We start from the raw sequence: 21,110 nt of genomic DNA, 5'->3' as shown, positions 1-21,110 counted from the left end.
GGTGATGTTGCTTTGTCTTCGTTTGAGTGACTCTAGATCCGTTTTAGGTGTGACGTCAAGCACTATTTGCCACCGCACAGCGTGAAGCGGACACAAAGAAAGGGCCGGAGCTGTGCTCCGGCCCTTCTCTCGTCGTACGCGCAGCGGCGCGCGGGACTCAGAGGCCCGTGTCGCGCGACTCCCTGCGCGTGACGGTCTCGCCCGTGGCGGGGTCGACCATCGAGCGGGATTCGGAGACGCGGGCCTGCCTGCGGGGTGCCGCCAGCACCAGGGAGGCGATCAGGCCGACGACCCCCACGCCCATCAGGATGTACCCGACCAGGGCGAGATCGATGAAGCTGACCTGCACCTGCACGGCAAAAGCAACAATTGCACCGAGTGCAATTAGGAATATCGATGATCCGATGCGCATTCGTAAAACTCCTCCTGGTTGGTTCGATTGACAGTTTCGAGAGAATTCCCCAGCGATTTCACTGACTCTGCCGCTCACTCCCAGGGCGGCTCGCCTCCCGTCATCATACGGGCGGATGCGGGCGAAACCGCGCTCCGAGGGGGGAGCCGCCCTCGGCAACAGTTCGGCATATTTTCATCTCAATGCCTTGCTAAGGAGGATTATCGTGGTGCTAGGATTGCGTCCTAAGCATGCTGATGAAGTACAGTTGGAGCAAGTTGCGCTTCGGTGCATCGCATTATTGAACGGCTGCCCGTCCCCGGACGGGCAGCCCACATCACTCAAGGAGCATCACATGGGAATTATCGGCTGGCTTATTCTGGGACTCATCGCCGGAGCGATCGCAAAGATGATCCTCCCCGGCCGCCAGGCAGGCGGATGGATCATCACGCTGATCCTCGGCGTCGTCGGCGCACTGCTCGGCGGATTCATCGGTAGCGCCATCTTCGGAGTCGGAGTGGACAGCTTCTTCTCCATCTCCACCTGGCTGCTCGCCATCGGCGGTTCGCTGATCGTGCTCGTCATCTACGGCGCACTCACCGGCCGCAAGGGCTCGCGCGTCTAGCAGGTCCGGCTGGACCGTGGGGGACCAGCCACCGAAGGGCGTCACTGCGACAGCAGTGGGGCCCTTCGTCCTTTAACCGGGCCCGTCCGGTGACCGAGCCCGTCCGTCGGATGCCCACGGTCACCGGCACGGGCACAACGCCTGTGCCGTCGGCGGAAACACCCCGGCCCGGCCAGCCGCCCCGCCTAGACTCGGGGCAGCGCCCACCCAGCACTATCGAACGCACTGCGGAAGGACCACGATGTTTGGCCGTACCAAGGAGAATCCTGCCGTGAAGGCAGCCAACGGGTCCCTCTTCGACAAGGACGGCAACCCCAAGCCCGCCATCCTCCGGGGGATCGAGCGAGCCCTGGACGTCCAGCGGCCCCTGATCCTCTCCAACCTGCGCCGGCTGCGGAAGCGCCACCCCGAGGCCTCTCCGGCAGAGCTGGCGCGGCTGCTCGAGCGCGACTACCTGCGCGCGACGACGGTTGCCGGCGCCGCGGTGGGTGCGACCGCCGTGGTACCGACGGTCGGCACTCTGGCCTCGCTCGGGCTGTCCGCCGCGGCGACGGTCGGCTTCCTCGAGGCGACCGCCCTCTACGCGGAGTCCATCGCGGAACTGCACGGGGTCAACACCGATGACCCCGAGCGATCCCGGGCGATGGTGATGGCGATCCTCATGGGTGAGGAAGGATCGGCCCTGATCCGCTCGATCCTCGGCGCCTCCGCAGGGCAGGGCGCCCCCAGTACTGGGGGCAGCTCGTGAACAAGGCCGCGCCCACCTCGATGGTCAGGACCATCACGGGATCCATCCAGCGGCGCTTCCTCAGGAAGTTCCTGGCCAGGCAGGGCGGCTTCATGCTTGGCCGTGCGCTGCCGTTCGGAGCCGGTGCTGTGATCGGCGGGACCGGCAACCACCTGATGGGCAAGGCCGTCATCAAAACAACGCGCGAGGCCTTCGGGCCCCTGCCGCAGACCATCCCCGGCGAACTGGCAGGCGCCCTCGCGCTGTCCGGCCGGGACGCGCCGCAGAAGCGGGACTAACCGAAGACGGCATGGGCCACGGTGAAGATCACCAGCCCTGCCAGTGAGCCGACCACCGTGCCGTTGATGCGGATGAACTGCAGGTCCTTGCCGACCTGCAGTTCGATCTTGCGGGAGGTCTCCTCGGCGTCCCAGCGGCCCACGGTCTCGGAGATGACCCCGGCGATCTCACTGCGGTAGGTGCGGACGGCGTACGAGGCGCCATCGGCCACCCACCGGTTCACCTTGCCGGCGAGTTCGTCGTCGTTCGCCAGGCGGGAGCCGAAATCCCGCACGGCAGCCGTGAAGTTGGTGGTGAGCTCACTCTCGGGGTCGTTGACGGCCTCGAGGAGGGCCGCCTTGATGGTCGACCACGTGCGGGCGGTGAGATCCCGCACCCGCGGATCGTCGAGGAGCTGGCCCTTGATCTCCTCCGCTTTCGCAATGGTCTCCGGCTTGTGCTGCAGGTCCTGGGCCAGGTCCCGCAGATAGGTGTCGATCGAGATCCGGACGTCGTGCTGCGGGTCCGCCTGCACGGCCCGGATGAACTTCGAGAGCTCCGCGTGGACGCGGTCCCCGACAACGCCGTCGACCAGTCGGGGCACCCAGGTGGGAGAGCGCTGGGCCACGACACGCGTGACCACGGCGTAGTTCGCATCCACCCAGTCGGCCGTGCGGTCCACCAGCAGATCGACGAGGCGGTGATGATGCCCCTCCGCGAAGATCCGCTCTGCGATCGTGCCCAGCGGTGGTCCCCAGGGCGGATCGAGCAGGTGCTTCCGCACCATCGACTCGATCACCCTCTGGACGGCGTCGTCGTCCAGGACCGTGAACATGCCGCGGATCAGTGCCGCGCCCTCGGCGGCCACGCGGTCCGCGCTCTCCGGCTTCGACAGCCACGCCCCCGCCTTCTGGGCTATGCGCGCGGAATCCAGCTTGGAGCGCACCACCTCCTCCGACAGGAAGTTCTCCTCCACGAACTGCCCGAGCGACTCGCCGATCTGGTCCTTCTTGCGCGGGATGATCGCGGTGTGGGGGATCTTCAGCCCCATCGGGTGCTTGAAGAGCGCAGTGACGGCGAACCAGTCGGCGAGGGCGCCCACCATCCCGCCCTCGGCGGCGGCTCGCACGTACTGGAGCCATGGGTAGGTGTCCTGGAGCGCGAACGCGATCACAAAGATCACGGCCATCACGGCCAGCAACCCGGTGGCGACCAGCTTCATGCGGCGGAGGGCGGCCGCACGCTCCGTGTCGGTGGTGCTCATCGGATCATTCACCCTCCCGAGTCTATCGAGAGCACCGTCACCCACGGCGCCGGTGGTCCGGGGTCGGTCCGACGGTGGTCCGACGGTGGTTCGCCGGTGGTTCGCCGGTGTCGCGGTCACGTACCGTGGGAGCCACACCCGTGCGACCAGGAGAGGTGGCCCGTGCACCCTGTGATCTTCGCCCACCGGGGCAGCAGCGGAACCTACGCCGAGCACACCCGCGCCGCCTACCTGCAGGCGCTCGCCGACGGCGCGGACGGCGTCGAGTGTGACGTGCACCTGACCCGCGACGGAGAGCTCGTGTGCATCCACGACACGACGCTGGATCGCACGACCGACGGCTCCGGCGACGTCGCCGACCGCACCCTCGACGAACTGCGGACGGTGAACGCCTTCTCCTGGAAGGGCGTGCAGATCCCGGAGGACTTCGGAGACGCCTCGAACCAGTTCCTCTCCCTCGCCGACCTGCTCGTCCTCCTGCGACGCTCGGGCCGGCGCATCGCCCTCGCCATCGAGTTGAAGCACCCGAGCCCCTTCGGACTGCGGCTCGAGGAGGCACTGATCGCCTTCCTCATGGACGAGGGGTGGGACCCGGAGTCGTCGATGCTCGGCCTGGTCGAGGTCAGCTTCATGAGCTTCAACCCCGATTCCATGCGCCAGCTGGGCGAATCCGCTCCCCACCACATGCTGTGCCAGCTCGTCGCCGATGTGCAGCCGCACGAGGTCCGCGAGTCCCTGCGCTTCGGCTCCCTCGCGGAAGGGGCACTGATCAACGTGCTGCGGCGGGCGCTGAAGGAGGGCGAGGATCTGATCGACCGTCAGGAGGTCGGGATGGCCGGGCCCGGCGTCCAGTACGTCCGGGACCACCCCGAGCGGGTGCGGCGCTGGATCGAGGACGGCGTGCGCGTGCGGGTCTGGACGGTCAACACCGAGGAGGACGCCCTCTTCCTTGCCGCGCTCGGCGTGCAGGAACTCACCTCGGACTATCCCGCAAGGATCCGTCTGGCCTTCGGGGGCACGCGCCCGTACTCGTTCGGCATGACCGGGCCCCTGTGGTTGAGTGGGAAGATGCAGACCCCGATCGAGGACTACGCGCTCGTATCCGACCTCCACACCGGTGCCCTCATCTCCCGGGAGGGAAGCATCGACTGGCTGTGCCTGCCGCGCTTCGACTCCGAGTCCGTCTTCGCGGCGATGCTCGGCACGCCGGAGCACGGGCGCTGGCTCGTCTCGCCGTCCTCCGCCGACGCCGAGGTCGTGGAGCGGAGCTACATCGATTCCACCTTCGTCCTGCAGACCCATTGGCGGACGCCCGACGGCGACGTGCTCGTGACGGACTTCATGCCCGTCGGAGACCGCCGCGCCAACGTCATCCGCCGGGTGCAGGGGCTCACCGGGACGGTGACGATGCGGCAGGAACTCCAGATCCGGTTCGGCTACGGCGAGATCATCCCCTGGGTGAGCCAGAACGCCGAGGGCGGCCCGCCGGCGCTGCTGGCCATCGCGGGCCCCGACGCCCTCCTCCTGCGGGGACCACGACTGCACGCCTCGGACCACAAGCACGTGGGCGCCTTCGAGGTGTCGAAGGGTGACGTCGTCGACCTGGAGATGGTCTGGTATCCGTCGCATCGCGGCAAGCCGGAGCCGCTCGACATCGACGACGCCCTCGACGCAACCATCAGCTACTGGCGCGCGTGGGCCGCGAACTGTGCCGACGACGGCGACTATGCGCTGGCCGTCCGCCGCTCGCTCCTGGTGCTGCGCGCGCTGACGCACGAGGACACCGGTGGGATCGTCGCCGCGCCGACGACCTCCCTGCCCGAGCACTTCGGCGGGGCCAGGAACTGGGACTACCGCTTCTGCTGGCTGCGGGACGCGGCCCTGACCCTCGAGGCGATGATGACACACGGCCTCGCCGACGAGGCGCTCGGCTGGCGCAACTGGCTGCTCCGCGCCGTCGCCGGTGATCCCGAGGACCTCCAGATCATGTACGGGCTCGCGGGCGAGCGCAGGCTCCCCGAGCGCGAGCTCGCGCACCTTCCCGGGTACGCGGACTCCGTACCCGTGCGGGTGGGCAACGGCGCCGTGGACCAGTACCAGGCCGACGTCGTCGGCGAGGTGATGGTGGCGCTCGAGAAACTCCGCCGCCACGGTGTGAAGGAGGACAACTTCTCCTGGCCGCTCCAGCGTGCCCTGCTCGGCTTCGCGGAGAAGCACCTCCACGATCCGGACCACGGGATCTGGGAGATGCGCGGGGACAAGCAGTACTTCACGCACTCCCGGGTCATGATGTGGGCTGCCTTCGACTGCGCCGTCCGTGCCGTCCGCGACCACGGGCTCAGTGGCCCTCAGGACCACTGGACGGAGATCCGCGACCAGCTGCATGCGGAGATCATGGAACGCGGCTTCAACCGCGAGCTGAACTCCTTCACCCAGGTGTACGGCGGCACTGAGGTGGACGCCTCGCTGCTCCAACTACCCCAGGTGGGCTTCCTCGACTCCGACGATCCCGCGATGCTCGGCACCGTGGAGCGCCTGGAGCAGGACCTGCTGGACGGCGAGGGGCTGTTGCTGCGGTACCGCACCGGCAACTCCGATGACGGCCTTGCGCCGGGCGAGCACCCGTTCCTCGCCTGTTCCTTCTGGCTCGTGGAGCAGTATGCCCTCAGCGGACGTCATGCGGACGCCAAGCGACTCATGGATCAGCTCGTGGGCTACCTCAACGAACTGGGCCTCATGTCGGAGGAGTACGACGCCGTCAACAAGCGTATGGCCGGCAACTTCCCGCAGGCGTTCTCCCACCTGGCCCTCGTGCGTGCCGCGGACGCACTGCAGATGTCCGAGGGGGAGACAAGCGTCCACGAGACGATGGCGCGCGAGTAGTTCCCGTGCACACAGGAAACGGGAGCCCGGCCTGTCGGCCGGGCTCCCGTCCTCCGAGCGGTACAGCTAGACCGTCAGTCCCTGGGGCTTGAGGACCACCTTGATGGTGCCGTCCGTCTTCTTCTGGAAGTTCTTGTACGCGGCCGGTGCCTCGTCGATCGAGACCTCGTGGGTCATGAGGTCCGTGACGCCCAGGGGGTCCGAGGGCTCCTCGACGATCGGCAGCAGTTCGTCCGTCCAGCGGCGCACGTTGCACTGGCCCATGCGGAACTGGAGCTGCTTGTCGAACATGGTGAGCAGGGGCATGGGGCTGGCCGTGCCGCCGTAGACGCCGCTGAGCGAGACGGTGCCACCGCGGCGGACGGCGTCGATCGCGGAGTGCAGGGCGGAGAGGCGGTCGGTGCCGCCGGTCTCCATGACCTTCTGCGCCAGCTTGTCGGGCAGGATCCCGACGGCGTGCTGGGCGAAGGCGCCCACCGGCGAGCCGTGCGCCTCCATCCCGGCGGCGTCGACGATCGAGTCCGGCCCGCGGCCGCCCGTCATGCTGCGCAGTTCCTCCGCGGTGTCCTTCGAGAAGTCGATGGTCTCGACGCCGTGGCGCTTGGCCATCTCACGGCGCTCGGCGACGGGCTCGACGCCGATGACCCGGTGGCCGAGGTACTTGCCGATGCGCGCGGCGAACTGGCCGACGGGGCCGAGGCCGTACACGGCGAGGACGCCGCCCTCGGGGACGTCGGCGTACTGGACGCCCTGCCAGGCCGTCGGGAGGATGTCCGAGAGGTACAGGTAGCGCTCGTCGGGCAGTTCCGAGCCGACCTTCACGGGGCCGTAGTCGGCAAAGGGCACGCGCAGGAACGCGGCCTGGCCGCCCGGGACGGAACCGTAGAGCTCCGAGTAGCCGTAGATGGCGCAGCCGGAACCCGCGGAGTGCACCTGCGTGGTCTCGCACTGGGACTGCAGCCCCCGCTTGCACATGAAGCAGTAGCCGCAGGAGATGTTGAAGGGCACGACGACGCGGTCGCCGACCTTGAGGTTCGTGACGCCGGCGCCGACCTCCTCGACGATCCCCATGGGCTCGTGGCCCAGGACGTCGCCCTTGTTCATGAACGGCCCGAGGACCTCGTAGAGGTGCAGGTCGGACCCGCAGATCGCGGTCGACGTGACGCGGATGATCGCATCGGTGGGTTCCTGGATCGTGGGATCGGGCACGTTCTCGACGCTGACGTTGCGCTTGCCCTGCCATGTCACGGCTTTCATGTCGCACTCCTCCGGGTAGTAAGTAGGCTTTCCTTTCCCACTCTTCACCACTTGGACACGAATGTGAAGCCGGAATCCTCGTCACCTAGCCTTGTGCGGTGGCACTTCTCCAGTCCCCGGCGGTCCGCGTGGCCCTGTCCGTCGCCCTTGCGACGGGCTTGTACGGCGTGTCCTTCGGTGCGCTGTCGGTGGCTGCAGGCCTCGATCTCCTGCAGACCATGGCGCTCAGCCTGCTCCTCTTCAGTGGCGGCTCGCAGTTCGCCTTCATCGGGGTCGTCGCCGGAGGTGGCAGCGGTATCTCGGCGATGTCCGCGGCGGCCCTGCTCGGTATCCGCAACGGGGTGTACGGGATGCAGGTGAACGTGCTGCTGCGGCCTCCGCGTCGGCTCAGGCTTGCCGCCGCCCACGTCACCATCGACGAGTCGGTGGCGACGGCGACCGGCCAGACCGACCCCGACGAGCAGCGCCGCGGCTTCTGGGCCGCAGGTCTCGGCGTGTTCGTGCTGTGGAACCTCTTCACGGTCGTCGGAGCGCTCGCAGGGAACGCGATGGGGGATCCGGCGGGATGGGGCCTCGACGGCGCCGCGGTCGCCGCGTTCCTCGGGCTGCTCTGGCCACGCATCCGCGCCCGCGAGCCGGCAGCCATCGCCGTCGTCTGCGCGGTCGTGACGCTGATCGCCGTCCCGCTCGTTCCGCCCGGCATCCCGATCCTCATCGCCGCCGTGGTCGCGGCGGCGCTGGGGCTCTCGGGCCTCGGGCCGGCGACGGAGGGCCTGGAGCCCGACGTCGAGCCCTACCCCGCGGGCCAGGAGGACGGCGGGGATGCCCGCTCCCGCACCGCGCCTCCGGCGCCCCGGAAGCCGGATGCGGTGCCGGGGCCCCTTCCCCGGGCGGAGGACGCATGACGCTCTGGGGCTGGATCCTGCTCGCGTGCGCCATCTCGATCGCGACGAAGTTCCTCGGCTTCCTGGTTCCCGCGAGGCTGCTCGACAATCCGAGGATGCTGCGCGTCGCCGGGTCGCTGACGATCGGGCTGCTGGCGGCGCTCACGGCAGTGAACACCTTCGCATCGGGCCAGGCCCTGGTGGTCGACGCACGGGTGGCCGCCCTCCTGGCCGCCGCCGTCGCGCTGTGGCTGAAGGCACCGTTCCTCGTGGTGGTCGCGGTCGGTGCGGTCGCGGCCGGCATCGCGCGGCTGCTGGGAGCGGCGTGAACCCGCCTATGCCGGAACTGACCGCGGCATGAACATGATCAGCGCCACCCCGACCAGGCAGATGGCGGATCCGAGGATGTCCCAACGGTCGGGCCGGAAGCCGTCCACCAGCACGCCCCAGGCCAACGAGCCCGCCACGAACACGCCGCCGTAGGCCGCGAGGATGCGCCCGAAGTTCGGATCCGGCTGCAGCGTCGCCACGAAGCCGTAGGCGCCGAGGGCCATGATGCCCAGCCCCGCCCACCACCAGGGCCTGCCTTCCCGGACCGCTTGCCAGATGAGCCACGCCCCGCCGATCTCGGCGCCCGCCGCGAGGACGAACAGCAGGGTCATGCGGAGGATCGTCATCAGGGTCAGGACCGGCGGACGACGTCGGCCGTCGCCCCCGCGATCGCGGCCTCCTCGTCGGTGGGGACGACGAGTACGGGGAAGGCCGAGGCCGCGGTGCTGATGGTGCGTGCCTTCTTGCTGCGCTCGGCGTTGAGCCCCTCGTCGAGCTCGAGTCCGAGGGCGCCGAGCTTCGAGACGACCGCGGCCCGGAAGTCTCCGGCGTTCTCGCCGATCCCCGCGGTGAACACGAGCGCCTGCGCGCCCCCGACGGCCACGTGGTAGCCGCCGATGTACTTGGCCAGGCGGTAGGAGGCCACCTCGATGGCCAGGGTCGCGCGGTCGTCGCCGGACGCCGCCGCTTCCGCCACCGAACGCATGTCGTTGGTGCCGGCGAGACCCTTCAGGCCGCTGGTGCGGTTGAGCAGCGTGTCGAGGTCCTGCTCGCTGTACCCCTCGCGCAGGAGGAACAGCAGGATCGACGGATCGATGTCGCCGGACCGCGTGCCCATCACGAGGCCCTCGAGCGGTGTGAAGCCCATGGACGTGTCGATGCTCTCGCCCGCGCGCACGGCTGTCACCGACGCGCCGTTGCCGAGGTGGGCGATGACGCCGGTGAAGGCCTTCTCACCCAGCAGCTCGGCAGCGCCGCGCGCCACGTACGCGTGGGACGTGCCGTGGAACCCGTACCGCCGGATGCCGTACTTCCGGTACAGCTCGTCCGGTACGGCGTACCGCCAGGCGCGCTCGGGCAGGGTGCGGTGGAAGGCGGTGTCGAACACGGCGACCTGCGGCATGTCCGGCCATTTGTCCGTGATCGCCCGGATACCGGTGACGGCCGCCGGGTTGTGCAGGGGGGCGAGCGGGTTCAGCCGCTCGATGGCGCGGGTGATCTCGTTGTCGATCAGCACCGGTTCGCTGAACCGCTCGCCGCCGTGGACCACGCGGTGCCCGACGGCGTCGATCCCGCGATCGCCCAGGGCCGTCGCGACGTCCCGGTCCACGCGGTCCAGCGCGGCTGCGTGATCGGGTACCTCCGCTTCGCCGATGCGTTCGACCAGGCCTTCCGCCAGGACGTCGTCGCCCTCCCGCACCTGGTACTTGAGCGAGGAGGAGCCGGAGTTGATGACGAGGATGATCATGGGGTCCTGTCCGGTTGCGGTTCGGTAGGGGTAACTAGGAAGCTGTCGGCTGCTGCGCCTGGACGGCGGTGATGGCCACGGTGTTGACGATGTCCTCCACGGTGCAGCCACGCGAGAGATCGTTGACCGGTTTGCGGAGGCCCTGCAGTACGGGTCCGACGGCGACCGCCCCGGCCGATTGCTGCACGGCCTTGTACGTGTTGTTGCCGGTGTTGAGGTCCGGGAAGATGAACACCGTCGCCTGGCCAGCCACCGAGGAACCCGGCAGCTTGGACTCGGCCACCGAGGCGTCCACGGCGGCGTCGTATTGGATGGGACCCTCGACGGCGAGGTCCGGCCGCAGCTTCCGCACCAGTTCGGTGGCCCGCCGAACCTCGTCCACGGCGCCGCCGGAGCCGGATTCCCCGGTGGAGTAGGACAGCATGGCGACGCGGGGCTGCACGCCGAACTGCTCCGCGGTCTCCGCGGAGGCCACGGCGATGTCCGCGAGCTGCTCGTCGTTCGGACCCGGGTTGACGGCACAGTCGCCGTACACGAGCACGCGGTCCTGCAGCAGCATGAGGAACACGGAGGAGACGATCTTCACGCCGTCCTTGGTCTTCACGAACTCGAGCGCAGGGCGGATGGTGTTCGCGGTGGTGTGGGCGGCGCCGGAGACCATGCCGTCCACCTTCCCCAGCTGCACCATCATGGTGCCGAAGTATGCGCCTTCGAGCATGCGTTCGCGGGCCTGGTCGAGGGAGACGTTCTTGTGGGCGCGGAGCCGCGCGTACTCCTCCGCGAACTCGTCCCGCAGGTCCGAGGTGGACGGATCGATCAGCGTGATGCCCGTGAGATCGATGCCCTGACCGGAGGCCAGCTCGCGCACCGTGGATTCGGGGCCGAGGATCGACAGGTCGCACACGTCCCGCCGGCGCAGGATCTCCGCGGCCTTCAGGACACGGATGTCCTCGCCTTCCGGCAGCACGATGTGGCGGCGCTCCGCGCGGGCCCGCTGGATCAGCTCGTGCAGGAAACGCAGCGGCGTCATGTTCACGGGCCGGGGGAGTTCGAGGCGCTCGAGCAGTTCCGTCTCGTCGACCTGGCGCGACCAGGCGCCGAGCGCCGCCGCAGCCTTGCGGCGCAGTCCGCTCGCGATCTCGCCCCGCACCTCGCTAACCCGGCGAGCCACCGTGTAGGTGTCCTCGTCGAGCGTGAACACGGGGAAGGGTGCCTGCGCGAGGAGAGCGAGGATGTTCGGGTCCGGGGCGAGTCCGCCGGTGAGGAACATGCCCGAGGGCACCGGGAACTCGGCGGAGAACGACGACGCCAGGGTGGCCACGAGCACGTCCGCCCGATCGCCGGGCACGATCACCAGGGCGCCGTCCCTCAGCAGGTGCAGGAAGTTCCCGACGTTCATCGCCGCCACCCGGACGCTGGTGACGTCGCGCTCGAGATTCGAGTTCCCGGCGATCTGCCGCGCTCCGAGCTCGGTACTGACCTCGGAGACCGTGGGCTGCGAGATCTCCGTCAGTTCCGGGATCACGTAGACGGGGCGGCCGGAGCGGCCGGGCCGTACCTGCTCGCTGATGGCGGTGACGGCGTCGTCCGCGGCGCGGTTGACCATCATCGCGAGGAGAGACACCTTCGCGGCGTCGAGCTCGCGGCGGGCGACGTCGACGGCATCGGCCGCCTCGTCCACCGACATGTCCTTGGCGCTGACGACGGCGAGCACCATGGCGCCCAGGTTGTTGGCGAGGCGGGCATTGAGGTCGAACTCCACGGCGGCGTCGTTCCCGGAGAGATCGGTTCCCTCGACGATGACGACGTCGCACTCGGCCGCGATCTCGCTGTAGATGGCGACGCAGCGCGCGTCGATCTCCGCGCGGTCGCCCGTGACGAGGAGGGCGCGCGCTTCCGCCCGGGTGAGGCCGCCGCGCGCGCGGCTCTCGGGGAGGTCGAAGGTGCGCTGCATGAGCCGCACCATGGGGTCGGCGGAGGGATCGCCGCCCTCGACGATGGGCCGGAAGAAGCCCACGCGGTCGGCGTGCCGGTGCAGCATGTCGGCCAGCCCCAGGGAGATCAGGGATTTGCCGGAGCCGTTGGTCATGGCGCTCACATAGATTCCGCGGGTCATGCCGCCAGTCTTGCAGGGTCCTCCGACACCCGCCATAACGGGTGTCACGTCATCGGGCATCCCGCTGCGGGTGCCGAGAGGACACAAAAGACCGTGCGGAGGCGCTTTGGCGCGTCATTTCTGCCCTTTCGGCAGGTGGCGCCCTCCTGCTCGACGGCGACCCACCCTCGATCCCGCGGCCGAGAGGACAGGAATGACCGCCGAAGAGGCCCTTCGGCGGTCATTCCTGTCGTCTCGACGACTGGGGTCGGGCGCGGGACGCCGGGCGCCCTACGCCGTGGCGGCCCTGGCCTTGCGCGGGGGCAGCGCCAGCTTGAAGATCTTCGCCCAGGTGGAACCGACCTGCTTGGGGAGCGGGCCCGTGGTGTACGGCAGCTTGTAGCGCGTGCAGATCTCGCGGACCTTCACGGCGACCTCGGCGTACCGGTTGGAGGGCAGGTCGGGGAAGCAGTGGTGCTCGATCTGGTGGGACAGGTTCCCGGACATCAGGTGCATGAACTTGGAGCCGGAGATGTTGGCCGAGCCGATCATCTGGCGGACGTACCAGTCGCCGCGCGTCTCGCCGTCCACCTCCTCCTCCGTGAACGTGTCCGTCCCGTCGGGGAAGTGGCCGCAGAAGATGATGGCGTGCGCCCAGAAGTTGCGGATGGCGTTGGCCGCGAGCGTCCCGTAGAGGGCCTGCTTGCCGGAGCCCGTGAGCATCGCGACGGCGGGCGTGGCGGCGTAGTCCTTGGAGAACTGCTTGACCACCTTGACGCCGACGGCCTTGAGGTCCCGGTTCATGGCCTCCTTGGACTTCAGGCCCTCCTTGTACTCCGGGATCTCGAGGTCATAGAGGGCGATGCCCCACTCGAAGACCGGCGCCAGGATCGCGTTGTACAGCGGGTTGCCCAGGTTGAAGGGGCGCCATGGCTGGTCCGGGTCCATGCGCAGCAGGTTGTACCCGATGTCGCGGTCCTTGCCGATGACGTTGGTCCAGCGGTGGTGGAGATCGTTGTGGGTGTGCTGCCAGGACCGGGCCGGCGTGACGAAGTCCCACTCCCAAGTGGTCGAGTGGATGTCGGGATCCCGCATCCAGTCCCACTGGCCGTGGAGCACGTTGTGGCCGATCTCCATGTTCTCGAGGATCTTCGCGAGGCTCAGCATGGCGGTCCCGGCGAACCAGGCGGGCTTGTACTTGCTGAACAGGAGGGTGCCGCGGCCGGCGAACTCGAGCGAACGCTGGATCCGGATGATGCGCCGGATGTAGGCGGCGTCGGTGGAGCCCCGCTTGGCCAGGATCCCGTCACGGACGGCGTCGAGCTCGCGGCCCAGCTCCTCGACCTGCTCGTCGGTGAGGTGCTTGGCGGCATCGGGACGGACCAGGGGGTGGCCGGAAGCCGCGAGGGCGCCCGGTCGGGTCAGCGTGGTGGTCATGGGGACTCCTCTGTCGGGGGACTTAAAGGTCGAGGTTCACGGGTCCGGCGGCTGCCGAGACGCAGGTCTGGATGAGCTGGCCGGGCTCGTTGTGCAGCTCGCCGGTGCGCAGGTCGCGCACCTGGCCGGCACGCAGCGGGATGAGACAGCTGTGGCAGATCCCCATCCGGCACCCGCTCGGCATCAGGACGCCGGCGTCCTCGCCGATGTCCAGCAACGGGGTGTCGCCGTCGGCCTGGACCTCGCGGTCGGACTGCTCGAAGGTGACCAGGCCGCCGTCGTGGCCCGCGCCGGCTGTGAGGTCGGTGCTGAACCGCTCGATGGTGAGCGTTGCGGCACCCGCCGGCTGCGCGCCGGCTCCCGCACCGACGTCGGGAACGGTCCGTGCCGTCTCCAGCGCTGCCTCGCGCTGCCACAGGTCCTCGGCGTCATTGAGGAATCCTTCGGGTCCGCAGGCGTAGGCAGCACGCCCGCGCCAGTCGGGGCACAGATCGGCGATGGTCTTCGCGGTGAACTCGAGGCGGCCGCGGGCCGCCGTGAACCAGTGGCGGACGGTCAGGTTGGGGAACTGGTCCGCGAGCTCGTCCAGCTCCTCACGGAAGAGGCTCTTCTCCGGGGTGCTGTTGGAGTTGATGAGCACGACGTCGGCATCGGGCCGGCGGGGGATCAGTGTGCGGATCATCGACATCACCGGCGTGATGCCGCTGCCGGCGGTCAGCATGAGCAGGGAGCGGGGGTGCTCGGGGAGGATGAAGTCGCCCTGCGGAGGTGCGAGGAACAGGACGTCACCCGGCTTGGTCTCCCGCACCAGGACGTGGGACACGGACCCGGCGTCCTTCACGGTGATGGCGGGATCATGCCCTGCCGCGTTGCTGAGGGAGTAGGAGCGCCACTGCCGCACGCCGTTCAGCTCGACGCCGATCCGCGCCCACTGCCCGGCCTGGTGCGCGTGCCAGCCGTGGCCGGGGCGGAAATAGATGGTGGCCGAGTCCGCCGTCTCGTGCTCGACGCGCGTGACGACGCCGCGGAGCTGACGAGAGGAGAAGACCGGATTGAACAGGGACAGGAAGTCTTCCGGCGCGAGAGGGGTGGTCAGCGCGGAGGCTGCACGCGCCAGCTTGGTGAACCGGATCATTGAACTAACTTTATAACCTCTCCCGCTAAAAATCTTCGTTCGGGGCATACAGTTGATCGAGGCTGATTATTGCGACGAAATAGATGGGTGGCACGTGATGGGAGCGAACAGCGGAACGCCAGCACCTCCGGAACCGCCCTGGCTGGCGCTTCCCCCCGACGTCAGCGACCGCTTGAGGCCGCTGACGGGAGACCTCGTGGAGGCCATCATCCAGGCCGTCCCGCAGTTGGTCCCCGCGTACGCCCGCCCCATCGAGGGGAGCTTCGGGCGGGGCCTCCGGATGGGGGTGGCTGCCGCGCTCGAGCGGTTTCTCGAATTGCCGGGCACGAGGCTGCCCGCCCTGTCCGACCAGAGCCGCCAGTTGGTCGCGGGTCTCGGTCGAGGCGAATTCCGTCAGGGTCGCAGCATGGATTCGTTGCTCGGCGCCTACCGGATGGGGGCCCGCGTGACGTTCCGGGAGATGTCGCGGCGCTCCATGGACGCCGGCCTGGGGTCGGCCGTGGTGGTGGATCTCGGCGAATCGATCATGGCCTATATCGACGAACTCTCTGCCGTGAGCGCCGAGGCATACGCGTTCGAGCAGTCGGAGCGGGCCGGCGCGGTGGACCGCCGGCGTGCCGAACTGCTCGAGCTGCTCCTCCTCGGCAAGGCCGACGAGACGGCACTCCGCCAGGCGGCTCAATTGGCGGACTGGTCCGTACCGGCGGCGATCGCCGTCGTCACCCTCCCGCTCGAACGCGCCCAGGGGCTCCGGCAGCGGCTGGGTGCCGGTGCGATCGTGATCGAACGCGAAACCGACGCCGTCGCCCTGGTGCCTGACCGCGGCCCGGCGTCGCGCGCCGACCTGCACCGCACCCTCACCGGGCGCAGCGCGGCGGTCGGGCCGGCCGGGGAACTGGGGCAGGTCGCGGAGTCGCTGCGCCTCGCGGTGCTCGCCGCGTCGATGCTCCCGCCGCGGGCGGGCGATGACGACCCGCCCGTCTGGGCCGATGAGCACCTGACCGAGGTGGTCCTCGCGGCGGAACCGTCCGCCGTCGCGGAACTCGCGCGGCGTCGCCTGACACCGCTCGGGCAGTTGCCCGAGAACCAGCGCGAGAAACTCGAGGAGACGCTGCTGGTGTGGCTGCAGCACTGGGGCCAGCGGGCGCCGATCGCCGAGGAGCTCGGCATCCACGCGCAGACCGTCGGGTACCGGGTGCTGCAGCTGCGCGAGCTGTTCGGTGAGGATCTGAAGGATCCGCAGGTGCGTTTCGAGCTGGAGATAGCGCTCCGCAGCAAGCGGCGCGAGCGCGGCTGACCCAGCGTGCCGCACGGGGCGCCGTTCGCCGTCGGGCCCCTGCACGAGGCACCATTCACGCCGCACCGTTCGCCGTCGGGCCTCTGGACGCCTCAGTCCCCGCGGTAGGTCGCCGACGTCCAGAGGTGGAAGAGTGCGTAGGCGCGGAACGGCCGCCAGGGCTCGGCCCGGCGTTCCGCATCGCGGATGCTCGGGTTGCCCATCGCGCGGCGCGCCACGAGATCGCCGGGGGTGAAGGCGTCGGCGTCGCGCAGGACGCGCACCGTGAGGTAGTCCGCGGACCACGGACCGATGCCCGGTATCGCCAGGAGATCCTTCCTCAGCTGCCCGCGGTCCGCCAGGGGGTCGAGTGAGAGTCCGTCGACGACGGCGCGCGCCACGTTCTGGACCGTGGCGGCGCGCGTGCGCGTGACTCCGACGGCGGCCCGCAACTCCTCGTGCGGCGCGGACGCGATGACCTCGGGTGGGGGGAACAGGGTGAGGCCCGACGGCGTCGGCGTCCCGTAGGCCGCCGCGAGCCGGCCTCCGAAGGTGCCGCCCGCCGCGACGGAGACCTGCTGGCCGAGCACCGTCATGACGGCCGCCTCGAACGGTTCGGGATATCCGACGGCCCGCAGGCCCGGGCGCTCGCGGACCAGCGGGCCGAGGAGTGGGTCGTCGTCGAACGCCCGGGCGACGGCAACCGTGTCCGTATCGAGGTCCAGCCATGCCCGCGTGGTGGCCACGAGGTGGGCGAACTCGGCGTGATCGTCCGTCTCCGCGGAGAGCTCGACGTCGTGGGGCCGGATGGTGACCGTGATGCGACGGGGTCCGCCCGGCGTGCTGAGCAGACGCGTGTGCGTGGGGCCCGCAGCGCCGGATTCCGTCACCTCGCAGCCCGGGATGGCGTGGTTGGCGAGGATCGCGGCCATGGGTCCAGGCTCGAGTGCCCCGTGCGGTGTGAGGATCGCGCTGCGGGTCATGGCAGGAGGGTGCCCGCTGCCCCGATGCTCCTGCGGCGGGATGCGGGGGAGTCGACCCGAGCGGGCCCGGACTCCGCGACGGGAGCGATCCTGCTGCCGGGATGCGGTACCGATGCGATGGGAAGCTCCTGGAGCGTTCGGGGAGGGGGCTCGGCTCCCACCCTACGACGGCGGCGGACGAGGTCGGGGGCGGGGCGTACCATCCCGTGCATGACCGAACAGCAGCCGTACACCGTAATCGACGCCTACCCGGGGTTCGAGCTCCGTGCCTACCCCGCGCACGTCGTGGCGGAGGTGGACGTAGACACGGCCTTCGACGACGCCGGCAACGCGGCCTTCCGGACCCTCGCCGCCTACATCTTCGGGGCCAACACCTCGCAGCGGAAACTGGCGATGACGGCACCCGTCACGCAGGAGGCGGCGACCGTGCCCGGGGAGGAGTCGGAGGCCCTGGCGATGACGTCACCGGTGACGCAGCAGAAGGCCGCGGCAGGATTCACCGTGGCTTTCGTGCTCCCGGCCGATGTGACACTGGACACGGCGCCGGTTCCCGACGACGGCCGGGTGCGGGTACTCGAGAAGGCCGCGGCGACGACCGCCGTCGTGTCCTTCTCCGGCCGGGGCGGCAGCGAAACCTTCGCACGGCGCCTGACGGAGCTGCGTACGGCCGTTGGGAAGGCGGCGTTCACGCCCGTCGGCGAGCCCCGCTATGCACGCTTCGATCCGCCTATCACGCCTGGGCTGTTCCGTCACAATGAGGTGCAGCTCGACGTCGAGGCGATCGATGGAGAAAAGTCCTAGCGCCAACCGGTATATTGCTCCCCGTATCTGGAATACTTCCGCCTCTTCCGAGGTTGAGAGTGGCATCTGGGCGTCATTCCCGCCCATAGAAGGAGATCTACCCCCATGGCAACCGACTACGACGAGCCACGCGTTCGCCCGGAAGACCAGCCGGCCAACGAGTCACTCGAGGCTATCCAGGCTCAGCGCAGCGCCACCACGCAGACTGCCCTGATCGATGTCGAGGACGGCGAGACCGCCGAAGGCATCGACCTGCCCGGCGCCGACCTCTCGCACGAGGAACTGCTGATCCAGGTCATCCCGCAGCAGGAGGACGAGTTCACCTGCATGTCCTGCTTCCTGGTGCACCACCGCAGCCAGCTTGCGCGTGAGAAGAACGGCCAGAAGTACTGCACCGAGTGCGAGGGCTGACAGCTCTTCCCGACCGCACGTGAGCCCCTGGCCCTTCCGGCCAGGGGCTTTCATCGTTGACCCCGACCCCGGACACGATCCTTCCCGTAGCGCCGGCCCCCGCCGCAGTACGGTGGTCGCATGGAAACCTCGCACGTCATCGTCCTCCCCGGCGGCGGCTACAGCATGCTCTCGGACAACGAGGCGGAGATCGTCGCGGACCGGCTGCGCTCCCACGGACTCTCCGCGGACGTGTTCCGCTATCCCGTCCAGGCGCGTCACCCGGCACCGCTCGACGCCGTGCGCGCCGAGCTCCGGCGCGTCCGTGCAGCCGGCGCCACGCGGGTGGCGCTCCTCGGGTTCTCGGCGGGAGGTCACCTCGCGGGACACGCTGCGTTCACCGCCCGGCAGGGAACAGATGAGCGGGTCGACGCGGCCGTGCTCTGCTATCCCGTGGTCTCGATGGAACTCGCGACGCACCGGGGCTCCCAGGACGAACTGCTCGGAGCCGACGCCGGCAACGAGGTGCGCGGCGCCACCTCCCTCGACCGGCTCGTGACGGCCGACGCCCCGCCGGTCTTTGTGTGGCACACCGCCGAGGACGAAGCGGTACCGGTGCAGCACTCCTACCTGCTGGCCCAGGCGCTCGCCGCGCACCGCATACCGCACGCGCTGCATGTCTTCACGGAGGGCGAGCACGGTCTCGGGCTCGCCGAGGGGCAGGGTGCCGCGGAGCAGTGGGTACGCCTCGCGGCGGACTGGCTCCAGGCGCGGGGCTGGTGACCCGCCCGGCAGGGACCCCTGCCGGCGTCCCGGTCAGTGGCCCGGTGAGCGGCTCGATCGGCGTCCCGGCCGGGCCACCTGTCGCGCACGTCCGTCCGCGCGTTCAGCATGCCCTGCCGTCCGCCGCCCGCCCGTGATCCTGCAGACCGTCGTGGCCCTCGGGCCGGTCATCGGCCTGATCGCGCTCGGCTACGGGATCAGGGCGCGCCGTTTCCTCTCGCCGTCGTTCTGGCCGCCCGCCGAGCGCCTCTGCTACTTCGTCCTGTTGCCGGCGCTGTTCATCAACGGCACGGCGACGGCGGATCTCGCGGGTCTGCCGATCGGCCTCATGGCGCCGGTCCTGGCGGGGCCGGTGCTCGTCACGGCTCTCGGGCTCGTGGTCCTGCAGCGATGGCTGGACCTCGACGGGCCTGCCTTCACCTCGGTGCTGCAGGGCAGTATCCGGTTCAACAACTATCTGGGGCTCTCCGTGGCCCTGGCGCTCTTCGGCGCCGACGGCGTCGCGCTCGCGGCCATCGCCAACACCATCCTGGTGCCCCTCGTGAACGTCCTGTGCACCCTCGGGTTCGCCCGCTTCGGGTCGGTGCGACTCACGGTGGGCGGGACGGTCCGCAGCATCGTGACCAACCCCCTGATCATCGGCTGTGTGCTCGGTATCCTGCTCAACGTGACAGGGATCGGGCTGCCGCCCGGGATCGCCGAGTTCGTCCGGGCGCTCGGGTCCGCGTCGCTGCCTCTCGGGCTGCTGTGCGTGGGCGCGGCGCTGGAGCTGCGCAGCATGGGGCGCAATCTCGGCGCCGTGGGTCTTGCCTCCGTGGCGAAGTTCGCCGTGCTGCCGGGGCTCGGGATCGCCGGCTGCGTGATTGTCGGGCTGACGGGCGAGCCCGCCGCCACGGTGATCCTCTTCCTCTCGCTCCCCACGGCGTCCTCGGCCTACGTGATGGCCCGCGCGCTGGGCGGCGACTCGCAGCTGATGGCCTCGACCATCACGCTGCAGACCGTTGCGGGCATCCTCTATCTGCCCCTGGTGTTCCTCGGAATCCGGGCGCTTACGGGGTGAGGAGATTCCACCCGGGGTAGTAAGCATGCTTGCTATCGACCGGGGCGCAATCTACGGTGAGAGGAAGTCACCAGCTCCGAAAGGGCCATCATGATCACGATCGACCAGATGAAGGATTCGATGAACGCCGGCGCCAACGTGCTGAGCGAGGACGGCGCCGTGCTCGGTCCCATGGGGCAGCTGTATGTCGACGACGCCACGGGTGACCCGAGCTGGGTCACCATCGCCACGCACACCATGGGCAGCCCGGAGTCCTTCGCGCCGCTGCACGATGCGACGCTCGACGGGCACGACGTCCGCCTCCCGTACACCCACGCGAAGGTGTACGACTCCCCCAAGATGTCCCAGGACGGCCATCTCAGCCCCGAGGAGGAGCAGCACCTGCTGCGCTACTACGGGCTGATGGCAACCAAGGACGACGCCGCCGCGACGGCCGATGCAGCCCGGGCCGGCACTGCCGACACGGGCCGGGCAGTCGATACGGAGGGCGCCGGAGTGGGGCGCGGCCGGACCTCGCGCCCCGAGGGCGACTACTCGATGACGCGCTCGGAGGAGCAGCTCCGCGTTGGCACGGAACTCCGCGAGACGGAGCGCGTGCGCCTCGTCAAGCGGGTGGTCACCGAGGACGTCACCATGACCGTGCAGATCCGCCGGGAAGAGCTGGTGGTGGAGCGCCTGCCGGTCAAGGACGGCGAACCCCTGTACGACGACGGCCAGGGCACCTTCTCGAGGGCGGAACGCGAGCGCCTCTACTCGGCCGTGGAGACCGCGTTCAACGGCGACGTGGTCGAGGTGGTGCTGTACGAGGAGAAGCCGCGCGTAGAGATGGACGTGGTGCCGATCGAACGTGTCCGCGTACGCCGCGAGGCCCACACGCATGACGAGAACGTCACCGGCCAGGTGCGCAAGGAAGTCATCGAGACGGAGCGCGTGGAGTTGTAACGGACGGCGCCTGCTGCTCGCCCGCGAAGGGGGTGAGCAGTGGACGCAATGAGGACGAAGGCGGCCATCGGGAGCGGATCCCGGTGGCCGTTCCCTGTGG

The 21,110-nt window shown here is 69.4% G+C and carries 21 protein-coding genes and 1 pseudogene; 13 read left to right on the top strand and 9 right to left on the bottom strand.

Annotated features, from left to right (window positions below; all coding sequences use genetic code 11):
• Positions 1–157: 157 nt before the first annotated feature.
• Entirely contained in the window at positions 158–412 is a 255-nt protein-coding gene (locus tag FJV46_RS04990; protein WP_087029288.1) for a DUF6458 family protein, read from the bottom strand.
• Positions 413–746: 334 nt separating this feature from the next.
• Here FJV46_RS04990 and FJV46_RS04985 point away from each other — a divergent pair, with 334 nt between their 5' ends.
• The 3 genes from FJV46_RS04985 to FJV46_RS15535 all read left to right on the top strand — a co-directional run bounded on the left by FJV46_RS04985 (position 747) and on the right by FJV46_RS15535 (position 2,042).
• Positions 747–1,016 (top strand): GlsB/YeaQ/YmgE family stress response membrane protein, encoded by a 270-nt coding sequence (locus FJV46_RS04985; RefSeq protein WP_087029290.1) that lies wholly within the window; start codon positions 747–749, stop codon positions 1,014–1,016.
• A 241-nt stretch (positions 1,017–1,257) separates the two neighbouring features.
• On the top strand, positions 1,258–1,764 hold the full coding sequence (locus tag FJV46_RS15540; RefSeq protein WP_240046475.1) for a hypothetical protein: 507 nt from the start codon (positions 1,258–1,260) through the stop codon (positions 1,762–1,764).
• Positions 1,761–2,042, top strand: a complete 282-nt coding sequence (locus tag FJV46_RS15535) for a hypothetical protein (protein ID WP_232008542.1) — start codon at positions 1,761–1,763, stop codon at positions 2,040–2,042. The genes FJV46_RS15540 and FJV46_RS15535 overlap by 4 nt, the downstream gene beginning before the upstream one ends.
• On the opposite strand, the gene FJV46_RS04975 is transcribed toward FJV46_RS15535, so the two are convergent.
• Positions 2,039–3,286 (bottom strand): DUF445 domain-containing protein, encoded by a 1,248-nt coding sequence (locus tag FJV46_RS04975; RefSeq protein ID WP_087029426.1) that lies wholly within the window; start codon positions 3,284–3,286, stop codon positions 2,039–2,041. The genes FJV46_RS15535 and FJV46_RS04975 overlap by 4 nt on opposite strands.
• 96 nt (positions 3,287–3,382) lie before the next feature.
• Between FJV46_RS04975 and FJV46_RS15530 the strand changes: the two are divergent.
• Positions 3,383–4,267: pseudogene (locus tag FJV46_RS15530) on the top strand (glycerophosphodiester phosphodiesterase); the annotation flags it as partial.
• A gap of 57 nt (positions 4,268–4,324) precedes the next feature.
• On the top strand, positions 4,325–6,169 hold the full coding sequence (locus tag FJV46_RS04970; RefSeq protein WP_256940817.1) for a glycoside hydrolase family 15 protein: 1,845 nt from the start codon (positions 4,325–4,327) through the stop codon (positions 6,167–6,169).
• Positions 6,170–6,235: 66 nt separating this feature from the next.
• Here the strand turns inward: FJV46_RS04970 and FJV46_RS04965 are convergent, their stop codons facing one another.
• Positions 6,236–7,426: a zinc-dependent alcohol dehydrogenase gene (locus FJV46_RS04965; protein WP_087029294.1), complete on the bottom strand. Its 1,191-nt coding sequence runs from the start codon at positions 7,424–7,426 to the stop codon at positions 6,236–6,238.
• 98 nt (positions 7,427–7,524) lie between these two features.
• Here FJV46_RS04965 and FJV46_RS04960 point away from each other — a divergent pair, with 98 nt between their 5' ends.
• Both FJV46_RS04960 and FJV46_RS04955 read left to right on the top strand, forming a co-directional pair.
• On the top strand, positions 7,525–8,331 hold the full coding sequence (locus FJV46_RS04960; protein WP_087029296.1) for an AzlC family ABC transporter permease: 807 nt from the start codon (positions 7,525–7,527) through the stop codon (positions 8,329–8,331).
• Positions 8,328–8,639, top strand: a complete 312-nt coding sequence (locus FJV46_RS04955; protein ID WP_087029299.1) for an AzlD domain-containing protein — start codon at positions 8,328–8,330, stop codon at positions 8,637–8,639. Before FJV46_RS04960 ends, FJV46_RS04955 begins: the two co-directional genes overlap by 4 nt.
• Before the next feature lie 6 nt (positions 8,640–8,645).
• Here FJV46_RS04955 and FJV46_RS04950 read toward each other — a convergent pair whose 3' ends face one another.
• The 5 genes from FJV46_RS04950 to FJV46_RS04930 all read right to left on the bottom strand — a co-directional run bounded on the left by FJV46_RS04950 (position 8,646) and on the right by FJV46_RS04930 (position 14,775).
• Entirely contained in the window at positions 8,646–8,987 is a 342-nt protein-coding gene (locus tag FJV46_RS04950) for a YnfA family protein (protein WP_087029302.1), read from the bottom strand.
• A 5-nt stretch (positions 8,988–8,992) separates the two neighbouring features.
• Positions 8,993–10,108 (bottom strand): acetate/propionate family kinase, encoded by a 1,116-nt coding sequence (locus FJV46_RS04945; RefSeq protein WP_087029303.1) that lies wholly within the window; start codon positions 10,106–10,108, stop codon positions 8,993–8,995.
• A gap of 34 nt (positions 10,109–10,142) precedes the next feature.
• The gene (gene pta, locus FJV46_RS04940; protein ID WP_087029305.1) at positions 10,143–12,224 is read right to left on the bottom strand and encodes a phosphate acetyltransferase; all 2,082 of its coding nucleotides are present in this window, start codon (positions 12,222–12,224) and stop codon (positions 10,143–10,145) included.
• A gap of 270 nt (positions 12,225–12,494) precedes the next feature.
• A complete protein-coding gene (locus tag FJV46_RS04935; RefSeq protein WP_087029306.1) occupies positions 12,495–13,640 on the bottom strand; it encodes a fatty acid desaturase family protein in 1,146 nt (381 codons plus the stop codon).
• 22 nt (positions 13,641–13,662) lie between these two features.
• Positions 13,663–14,775, bottom strand: coding sequence for a ferredoxin reductase (locus FJV46_RS04930; protein ID WP_087029308.1), 1,113 nt, complete (start codon positions 14,773–14,775; stop codon positions 13,663–13,665).
• 97 nt (positions 14,776–14,872) lie between these two features.
• On the opposite strand from FJV46_RS04930, the gene FJV46_RS04925 reads away from it, so the two are divergent.
• Positions 14,873–16,072: a PucR family transcriptional regulator gene (locus FJV46_RS04925; RefSeq protein WP_087029309.1), complete on the top strand. Its 1,200-nt coding sequence runs from the start codon at positions 14,873–14,875 to the stop codon at positions 16,070–16,072.
• Between the two features lie 92 nt (positions 16,073–16,164).
• Here FJV46_RS04925 and FJV46_RS04920 read toward each other — a convergent pair whose 3' ends face one another.
• Positions 16,165–17,034, bottom strand: coding sequence for a DNA-3-methyladenine glycosylase family protein (locus tag FJV46_RS04920; RefSeq protein ID WP_087029311.1), 870 nt, complete (start codon positions 17,032–17,034; stop codon positions 16,165–16,167).
• A gap of 210 nt (positions 17,035–17,244) precedes the next feature.
• Here FJV46_RS04920 and FJV46_RS04915 point away from each other — a divergent pair, with 210 nt between their 5' ends.
• The 5 genes from FJV46_RS04915 (at position 17,245) to FJV46_RS04895 (ending at position 21,010) form a co-directional block, all read left to right on the top strand.
• Positions 17,245–17,835 (top strand): SOUL family heme-binding protein, encoded by a 591-nt coding sequence (locus tag FJV46_RS04915; RefSeq protein ID WP_087029313.1) that lies wholly within the window; start codon positions 17,245–17,247, stop codon positions 17,833–17,835.
• 105 nt (positions 17,836–17,940) lie between these two features.
• A complete protein-coding gene (locus FJV46_RS04910) occupies positions 17,941–18,246 on the top strand; it encodes a DUF4193 domain-containing protein (protein ID WP_087029314.1) in 306 nt (101 codons plus the stop codon).
• A gap of 120 nt (positions 18,247–18,366) precedes the next feature.
• The gene (locus tag FJV46_RS04905; protein ID WP_087029316.1) at positions 18,367–19,008 is read left to right on the top strand and encodes an alpha/beta hydrolase; all 642 of its coding nucleotides are present in this window, start codon (positions 18,367–18,369) and stop codon (positions 19,006–19,008) included.
• Between the two features lie 133 nt (positions 19,009–19,141).
• On the top strand, positions 19,142–20,068 hold the full coding sequence (locus FJV46_RS04900; RefSeq protein ID WP_087029318.1) for an AEC family transporter: 927 nt from the start codon (positions 19,142–19,144) through the stop codon (positions 20,066–20,068).
• A 90-nt stretch (positions 20,069–20,158) separates the two neighbouring features.
• The gene (locus tag FJV46_RS04895) at positions 20,159–21,010 is read left to right on the top strand and encodes a YsnF/AvaK domain-containing protein (RefSeq protein WP_087029320.1); all 852 of its coding nucleotides are present in this window, start codon (positions 20,159–20,161) and stop codon (positions 21,008–21,010) included.
• Positions 21,011–21,110: the final 100 nt, after the last annotated feature.

Source organism: Arthrobacter agilis (assembly GCF_006494655.1).
GTDB classification, from domain to species: domain Bacteria; phylum Actinomycetota; class Actinomycetes; order Actinomycetales; family Micrococcaceae; genus Arthrobacter_D; species Arthrobacter_D agilis.
The sequence above is the reverse complement of the archived record's forward strand: the minus strand, read 5'-3'. Positions and strand labels throughout refer to the sequence as shown.